Source organism: Methylobacterium sp. D54C (genome assembly GCF_053345595.1).
Genome location: NZ_JBKFAK010000003.1, coordinates 463351 through 471518, shown reverse-complemented (window position 1 = coordinate 471518; position 8168 = coordinate 463351). Strand labels below are relative to the sequence as shown.

Annotated in this window: 5 protein-coding genes; 2 read left to right on the top strand and 3 right to left on the bottom strand. The window is 68.6% G+C overall.

All coding sequences use genetic code 11. The features are described 5' to 3' along the window. The coding region (locus tag ACLBYB_RS11310; protein ID WP_447698802.1) for a methyl-accepting chemotaxis protein at positions 1–1123 on the bottom strand (1123 nt) is incomplete at its 3' end. Between the two features lie 247 nt (positions 1124–1370). Here ACLBYB_RS11310 and ACLBYB_RS11305 point away from each other — a divergent pair. Beyond that, positions 1371–3704, top strand: a complete 2334-nt coding sequence (locus ACLBYB_RS11305) for a putative bifunctional diguanylate cyclase/phosphodiesterase (protein ID WP_331299903.1) — start codon at positions 1371–1373, stop codon at positions 3702–3704. Positions 3705–3711: 7 nt separating this feature from the next. Here the strand turns inward: ACLBYB_RS11305 and ACLBYB_RS11300 are convergent, their stop codons facing one another. After that, entirely contained in the window at positions 3712–5526 is a 1815-nt protein-coding gene (locus ACLBYB_RS11300) for an acyl-CoA thioesterase (protein ID WP_447698801.1), read from the bottom strand. A 196-nt stretch (positions 5527–5722) separates the two neighbouring features. Beyond that, on the bottom strand, positions 5723–6607 hold the full coding sequence (locus tag ACLBYB_RS11295; RefSeq protein ID WP_447698800.1) for a LysR family transcriptional regulator: 885 nt from the start codon (positions 6605–6607) through the stop codon (positions 5723–5725). Between the two features lie 208 nt (positions 6608–6815). Between ACLBYB_RS11295 and ACLBYB_RS11290 the strand changes: the two genes are divergently transcribed. After that, positions 6816–8126 carry a dicarboxylate/amino acid:cation symporter gene (locus tag ACLBYB_RS11290; protein ID WP_447698799.1) on the top strand — a complete coding sequence of 437 codons (1311 nt, stop codon included), beginning with the start codon at positions 6816–6818 and terminating at the stop codon, positions 8124–8126. The last annotated feature ends 42 nt before the right edge of the window (positions 8127–8168 follow it).

Genomic DNA, 8168 nt, shown 5'->3' with positions numbered 1-8168 from the left:
TCTCGATGATGTCGCCGATCGTCTGGGTCTTCTCCGACAGGCTGACGATGTTGCCCGCCACCGCCTCCGCCTGCTCGCGGATCGCGTCCATGGCCTTGGCGGTGTCGGACACCGCGCGCAGCCCCTGGCGCGAGGTCTGGGCGGTCGCCTGGGCGGTGGCGATCACCTCGGTGGCGCGCTTGGAGATCTGCGCCCCCGAATGGGTGATCTCGTCGACCGTGGCGGCCGTCTCCTGCACGGCGGCGAACTGCTGCTCGACCGAGGCGGCCTGCTCCTGCGCCGAGGCGCGGATCTCGGCCGCGGCCGCGTTCAGGTCCGCCGTCGCCGCTCGGTTCGTCCGCGCAAGGTCCGACAGACCCGAGACCATCGTGTTCAGCGTCGTGCTCAGACGGCCCACTTCGCCGCCGGCGCGGACGTCGAGCGTGCTCGACAGGTCGCCCTCGCCGACCCGTCCCACGAAGCCCATCACCGCCACGAGAGGCCTGACGACGAGGCGGTTGATGGCGACCCCGATGCCCAGGCAGATCAGCAGCGTGATCAGCGTTCCGCCCCAGAGAGCGAGGCCCTCGTTGCGCTCGCTCCGCGCGACGCGCTCGGCCAGCGCGGCCCGAACCGCTCCTTCGAGACCCTCGATGGCCGCGAGCTTCTCGCGGAAGGTGTCGAACAGCCGCTTACCCTGACCGTCCGCCTCGATCTTGACCGCCTCGTCACGCTTCGCCGGATCGGCCGCGATTCGCACGACGACCTCGCCGACCTCGGTCTGCCAGCTGCGGGCCGCGGCCACCGCGTCGGCCAAGAGGCGCGTCCGCTCGGAATCGTGGCCGATCAGGGTCCTGAGCCTGTCGATCGCCTCGTCCAGTGTCTGGCGTCCCGTGCGGTATGGCTCCAGGCTGCCGTCGCGGCCCGTGATCAGGTAGCCGCGCAGTCCGGTCTCCTGATTGAGCATGGCCGCGCGGAAGCCGTCGAGGGCGCGGATCAGCTGGTTGGACCGGCTCCGGGCATCGGTCGCGTCCCGCAGCTGATCGGCCGTGATCAGGACCGCGCCGCTGGTCAGGACCGACACCAGGGCGATGACACCGATCGCACCGCCCAGGATGCGGTTGAGGCCCAGCGTTTGCGGCATCGTCTGCTTCATCCTACGCGGCCCCGCGGACGGCTCTGGCTGAGCCGCGACCGGGGCGCGCTCGCCTCTTAGCGCCGCCGCCCGGCGGATGCGAGCCGCACCGCCGGGTGCCGGTGCGATATTTACGAGTTGTAAACCGACGAGCGACTTGTACTTGTGCAAGCGAGCGATTGTGTATGCATCTAAATAGCGAGAGCCGCAGTTTTCGATCGTAAAGGTTTCTCAGAGGGCGTTTGCGTCGCGCGAGATGTTGATTTCTTTCCTGATCGATACCGATCGCAAAGCGGATCCACTCGACGCGAACCTTCGCGCGCGGGCCCGCGTCGAGCAGCTCGACGTCGCGCTCCGCCTGGTTCCCTTCACGATTCTTGTGAGCCTCAGCGTCGTACAGGTCATCGTCTACCTGTTCTGGCAACCGGGCAACCGGGTCTACCTCGCCGGGCTCGAGGCGCTCGTCCTGCCCCTGGCGGTGGTCTCGCTCCAGCAGTGCTGGCGCTGGCGCTCCCGTCCGAAACCGCTCGAAGTGCCGTCCTCGTTCGTCCAGGGCGTGGTGCTGGCCGCCCAGGCCTACGGCCTCCTGCTGGCCTCCATCCCGGTCATGCTCTTCGCCGGGGCCGACGCGCACGGGCGGCTCCTGATCGCCTCCAGCATCGCGGGCCTGATCGCGACCGGCATGAGCGCGGCGGTGCTGCCCCGCGTCGCCATCGGCTATTCCGGCCTGATCATCCTCGGCTCGTTCATCGCCCTCGCGACGACCGGAGAGCCCTTCTACATCTACGTCGCGGTCCTGCTGTTCTTCTACGCGATCTTCATCTGCTTCACGATCGTGCATCTCAGCCGGCTGTTGACGATGCGGGTCATCGCGCAGATCGAGCTGGAACGGCAGCAGGAATTCACCCACCTCCTGCTCAACGAGTTCGAGGAGAGCGCTAGCGACTGGCTCTGGGAGACGGATGCCGACCTGCGCCTCCAGCACGTCTCGCCGCGCCTGATCGAGGTCGCCGGCTCCTCCGAGCGCCAGCTGATGGGCCTGCCGCTGGAGCGGCTGCTGCTGCCGCCGGTGGCACCGCCCAGGAGCCACTCGAGCACCACCCTGTGGGGCTGCATCGCCGAGCGGCGCGCGTTCCGGAACCTGCACCTGCAGCTCGACATCGCCGGCGAGCGGCGGACGTGGTGCCTCAGCGGCAAGCCGACCTTCAACCGGGCCGGTGCCTTCTCGGGCTATCGCGGCGTCGGCTCCGACGTGACCGAGAAGCGGCGCTCCGAGGAGCGGCTGTCGTATCTCGCCCTGCACGATTCCCTGACCGATCTGCCCAACCGGGTCCTGTTCCATCAGCTCCAGGAAACGGCGCGGGAACGGCTCGCGCAGGGGGACCGGTTCGCCGTGCTCGCCCTCGACCTCGACGAGTTCAAGAGCGTCAACGACACCTTCGGCCACGCGGCCGGCGACAGGCTCCTGAAATCGGTCGCCGAGCGGCTGCGGAGCTTCGAGGCGTCCGACGTCCAGCTCGCCCGTCTGGCGGGCGACGAGTTCGCGGTCCTCGCGACCGGACGGAGCGCCCGGGACCTGCACGGCATCGAGTCGCTCGCGAACGGCATCGTCGAGGCGCTCGCGTCGCCGTTCACCATCGACGGCATCCGGCTGACCGTCAGCGTCAGCATCGGGATCGCGATCGCTCCGCAGGACGGGTGCCAGGAGATCATGCGGCGGGCCGACCTCGCCCTCTACCGCATGAAGAGCGAGGGCCGGAACGGCTACCGCTTCTACGAAGCCGAGATGGACGAGCGGATCGAGGCGCGGCGCGCCCTGACGGCCGACCTGCGGGGCGCCCTCGATCGGGACGAGTTCGTCCTCTACTTCCAGCCGATCGTGGCGGCCAAGGAGTGCCGCGTGCGCGGCTTCGAGGCGCTGATCCGGTGGAAACATCCGGTGCGCGGCTTCGTCTCGCCCGGGGAGTTCATCCCGCTCGCCGAGGAGACCGGGGTGATCATACCGCTCGGCGAGTGGATCCTCCGCGAGGCCTGCCGGATCGCGGCGGGCTGGCCGGGGGATGTCCGCATCGCCGTCAACCTGTCCCCGCGGCAGTTCCGGCACTCGGACCTGACGCAACTTGTCCGTTCCGCGCTGCGCACGAGCGGGCTCGCCGCCCCGCGCCTGGAGCTGGAGGTGACCGAATCGGTGTTCCTGGAGGCCACGCCGGCGATCAACGCCACGCTCGCCAAGCTCCGCGAGATGGGCGTGCGGCTGTCCCTCGACGATTTCGGAACCGGCTACTCGAGCTTGAGCTACCTGCGCCGGATCGCCTTCGACAAGATCAAGATCGACCAGAGCTTCGTCCGCGACCTGCCGCAGGAGCGGAGCGCTGCGGCGATCGTGAACGCGATCATCGACATGGCGACGAGCCTCGACATGACGATCACCGCGGAGGGCGTCGAGACGGATGCCCAGCGCGCCTGCTTGCTGGAGCAGGGGTGCCACGAGTTCCAGGGCTACCTGTTCAGCAAGCCGCTGCCGGCCGAGCAGGCCGCCGCGCTGGCGCGCAGCCGTCAACTCCTCCCGGCGGCGGTTCAGGCGGCGTGAGGCGCGGTCAGACGCCGAGCGGCGCGACGCCGGTCGTGCCGCTCCCGCCCGCGACGGCGTGCGGGGACGTCTTCGGCCAGTAGGGCAGGAAGCCCTCGATGATCGCCCGCGGAATATCGAGCGGGCGATAGTGGACTGTGTCCACGAACATCAGCGACTGCTCGCCCCGGCCGAGGAGGCCGTTGACCTCGCTGTGGATCTCGTGCGCCAGGGTCACGAACTTCCGGTTGTGGCTCGCGATCGAGATGCGGACGGTGACCGGCTCGAACTCCATCGCCTCCCGGCGGAAGTCGTGCTGGAAGGACTTTGTCAGAATGTAGAAGTCCGTCGATTTCAGGTCGAAATCCGGCATGCAGATGTTGAAGAAAAGCTCGCGGGCCTTGCCCACCCAGCGCACGTAATTGGCGAAGTAGACGTTCCCGACTGAGTTGGTGTCGTCGTAGGTCGGGATGAGGCGCAGGACGAACCAGTGCCCGTCGAACCCGTGCGACGCGACGGCGTCGGTCTGGTCCACCGCCACGGGCACCGGCGCCGCCCGCGGCGCCCGCTCCGCCGCCGGGATCAGCTCCGCGACCGGCGGCGGCGCGCGCCAGCCGAGGACCTCGGCGATCATCGGGAGTGCGCCGATCAGGCCGATCAGCGGCGCGATGGCCAGCAGCGCCCAGCTCGGGGCCAGATAGCCCGTCACGAAGATCAGGCACGCCGTCGCCCCGATCATGGAGGTGAGAACCGGGTCGTAGCGGCGGGTCGCGCCGAGCGTCTCGCACACGAGACACGCCGCCGCCCCGACGAGGAGCGTGGCGAAGGGCATCATCAGGTAGAGAAGCGAGAGGTTCGCCCAGATCGCCGCCGCCGCTGTGGCGAGCGCGGCACCGAGGATCCAGACCGGCGACGCCACGAGGCCGGCCGGCACGAAGGCGAGGAGCGGGGAATTGCTGCGGGCCGTGACCGAGATTCCGAGCCAGCGCGTGGCGCTGTAGAAGCTGTCGATCGTGGTCGCGGCGGCGATCGCCGTCCAGATCACGAAGGCCACCGCGACGCCGGTTGCGGGTTCGCGCCCGATCGCCTGCGCCACGGCCGCGTAGGCTCCCGATAGGCCGTCGGACGAGACGACCGGCATGCCGAGCCCCGCCCGCGCGGCCATGAGTGCGTTGATCGTCAGGAGACCGAGGAAGAGGAGCGCGCCGGTCACGTAGGCCGCGCGCACCGATCCGCCCGAGCGGCGGATCTCGACCGCCCGCTGCCACTGCTGGATGTCCATCCAGGGGCCGAGCAGGAAGCCGACCAGCGAGGGGACGACGAGCCCGTAGAAGCGCTCGTCGAAGGCCTGCAGTGGGACGTCCCAGCCGTCCCGGTGCGCGGACAGACCGCCGAGCAGGATCACGCTCGCGGCGAGCCCGACCGCCAGCGCCCCGCAATGGACGATGCGGATCCCGCGCAGCGGGACGGCGTGGCCGAGCGAGCAGGCGACGAGGACCAATGCGATCACGCCCACGGCGGCGTCGTGGCCGAACAGGGGAAGCCACGCGTAGGCCGCGAAGCCGAAGATCGTGATCGCGACGGCGAAGAACTGGGCCCCCATGAACAGGAGCGCGTAGGGGCCCTGCACGGCGGCCACGATCGCGTCGAGATTCCGACGGGGCGCGCCGAGCATCCAGCCGAACAGGCCGAGACCGGTCGCGTTCGGCAAGGCGAAGGCAAGGAACCCGAGCCAGCCGTATGTCAGCGTGACATGGATCGCGTAGAAAAACCCGAGCCCCCAGAACCACGACAAAGCAATCGTGGGTGCCCAGGCCGCGGAGCGGATGAACTGGGAAGGCATTGTGGCTTCAAGCGCTCCGGACCTTAAGCTGCAATAGCGTATCAGATTCGTTTCGGGAATATGGCGAACCCAAAAGAAGGCGGATACAGGAAATTCAGTGAGGGAAAAGCATCGGGCTGCTCCGCCACGGCCGGCTATCCGAGGGCGCGCGTGTCCTACAGGCGCCCGCCATGGCGCCGAGGCCCGGGTGATCCGCCTAGTCGGCGAGCGTCTTCCGACCGTCGCGGACCAGATCGACGAAGTTGCAGACCAGAGCGGCTTTCGCGGGCGACCACAGCGCGAAGACGTCGGCGCGGATGCGGGGGCCCTCGAGCGGCCTGTAGACCACGTCGGCATGCGCCAGCCGGGCGACGTATTCCGGGATGATGGCGATGCCCAGGCCGGATGCGACGAGGCTCGTCAATGAGGCCGCTTCGACGGCCTGATGGGTGATGGTGGGGACGAAGCCGGCCTCGACGCAGCAATCCCAGAGGTACTTGGCGAACAGCGAATCGGACATCCGGAGGAACACGAACCGCTCGTCGCGCAGGTCGGCGAGCCGGAGCCTGCCCCGCGCGAGACGGTGCCCCCTCGGAAGGACGACCTGCACGGTCTCGCACCACGCGCGGACCCGGACCAGATCGGCATCCTGCGGCGGGGCTCGCAGGAAGCTGACGTCGGTCTGCCCCGCCTTCAGCATCGCGATCTGGCGATCCGGCGACATCTCGTGGATCCGGAGATCCACCGCGGGATAGACCTGCGCGAAATCCCGGATCGCGTGCCCGAGCGGCCCGGCGAGCATCGAGCCCGTCAGGCCGACATTGATGATGCCGGCGGTGCCCGCGCCGATCGCCCGGGCGCGCTCGACGGCCTCGGCGGCCCGCTCCAGGAGCCCGATCGCCTGAACGTGAAAGTCGTGACCGGCCCGCGTCAGCGCCACGCGCCGGGTCGTCCGCTCGAAGAGGGCCGTCCCGATCTCCGCCTCCAGATCGCGGATCTGCTGGCTCAGCGGCGGCTGCGCGACACCGAGGCTCTCCGCAGCGGCGGTGAAGCTCAGGTGCTTCGCCACAGCGACGAAGTAGCGGAGATGGCGCATTTCCATGGGCGGATTAAAACTCTCAGAGTTTCAAACTAAATGAAATAGATATTTGACGTCTAGATCGTTCGGCACGATTTTGCCGCCGGGAAGGCCGAGCAGGCATCGCTTTGCACAATGCCGCCGCGCCGCGCGGTCGGGCTCGACCGGACCCGCCCATGAGAGGCGGGACGATAGCGGTCGGGTCGGGGCGAGCCTTCCGAGGGAGATCGCGATGAAGCGCTTGTACGGGTCGCTGTTCGGGCAGGTTGTGGCCGCCCTGATGATCGGCATCCTCGTCGGCCGGCTCTGGCCCGACTTCGCCGTCACCCTCAAGCCGCTGGGCGACGTCTTCATCAAGCTCATCAAGATGGTGGTCGCGCCGCTGGTCTTCGGCGTCGTCGTGCACGGCATCGTCGGCGCGGGCGACCTCCGGAAGGTCGGTCGCGTGGGGCTCAAGTCCCTGATCTACTTCGAGGTGGTGACGACCATCGCGCTCGCGCTGGGGCTCGTCCTCGCCTACGTCTTCGCGCCCGGTCACGGCATGAACGTCGATGTGGCGACCCTCGATGCCAAGTCGCTGACCAGCTACACCGACCGGGTCGGGCAGGTGACGGGCACCGTCGACTTCCTGATGAAGATCGTGCCGACGACCTTCGTCGACGCCTTCGCCAAGGGCGACATCCTCCAGGTCCTGCTCCTCGCGATCCTGTTCGGGGCCGGCCTCTCGCTCCTCGGCGAGCGCGGCAAGCCCCTGGCCGACAGCCTGGAGCGCATCACCGAAGTCCTGTTCCGGATCATCGGCTTCATCGTGCGGCTGGCGCCGCTCGGCGTGCTGGGCGCGGTCGCCTTCACGGTCGGGAAGTACGGCGTCGGGTCCCTGAAGCAGCTCAGCATGCTGGTGATGCTCTTCTACGCCGGCGTCGCGCTCTTCGTGGTCGTGGTGCTCGGCAGCATCATGCGGCTCGCGGGATTCAGCCTCTTCAAGCTGCTCGCCTACCTGCGCGAGGAGTTGACCGTCGTCGCCGGCACCGCCTCGTCGGACTGCGTGCTGCCGCAGGTCATGCGCAAGCTGGAGCGGCTCGGCATCAAGGAATCCACCGTCGGCCTCGTGATCCCGACCGGCTACTCCTTCAACCTCGACGCCTTCTCGCTCTACCTGACCCTCGCCACCGTGTTCATCGCCCAGGCGACCAATACGGACCTGTCCTTCGGCCACCTGATGCTGATCCTCGGCATCGCGCTCCTGACCTCCAAGGGCGCCCACGGCGTGCCCGGCTCGGCGATCGTCGTCCTCGCCGCCACGCTGTCGGCGGTGCCGGAGATCCCGGTGATCGGGCTGGTCCTCGTCCTGTCGGTCGACTGGTTCGTCGGCATCGCCCGCGCCCTCGGGAACCTGATCGGCAACTGCGTCGCGACCGTCGTCATCGCCGCCTGGGAGGGCGACATCGACCGGGCGCGGGCCAACCGCGTCCTGAACGGCGAGGACACCACCGACACGGCGGAGATCCTCGAGGCGCCCGTCGCCGAGCCGCGCACCGCGTGACCAGATCCCCGACAGACGTTTACAGTTTGAAGTCGAATTCCG

Bases quoted from the DNA above. Each gene is read 5' to 3' on its own strand.
- ACLBYB_RS11305 (WP_331299903.1), top strand. From the start codon at position 1,371: ATGTTGATTTCTTTCCTGATCGATACCGATCGCAAAGCGGATCCACTC.
- ACLBYB_RS11300 (WP_447698801.1), bottom strand. From the start codon at position 5,526: ATGCCTTCCCAGTTCATCCGCTCCGCGGCCTGGGCACCCACGATTGCT.
- ACLBYB_RS11295 (WP_447698800.1), bottom strand. From the start codon at position 6,607: ATGGAAATGCGCCATCTCCGCTACTTCGTCGCTGTGGCGAAGCACCTG.
- ACLBYB_RS11290 (WP_447698799.1), top strand. From the start codon at position 6,816: ATGAAGCGCTTGTACGGGTCGCTGTTCGGGCAGGTTGTGGCCGCCCTG.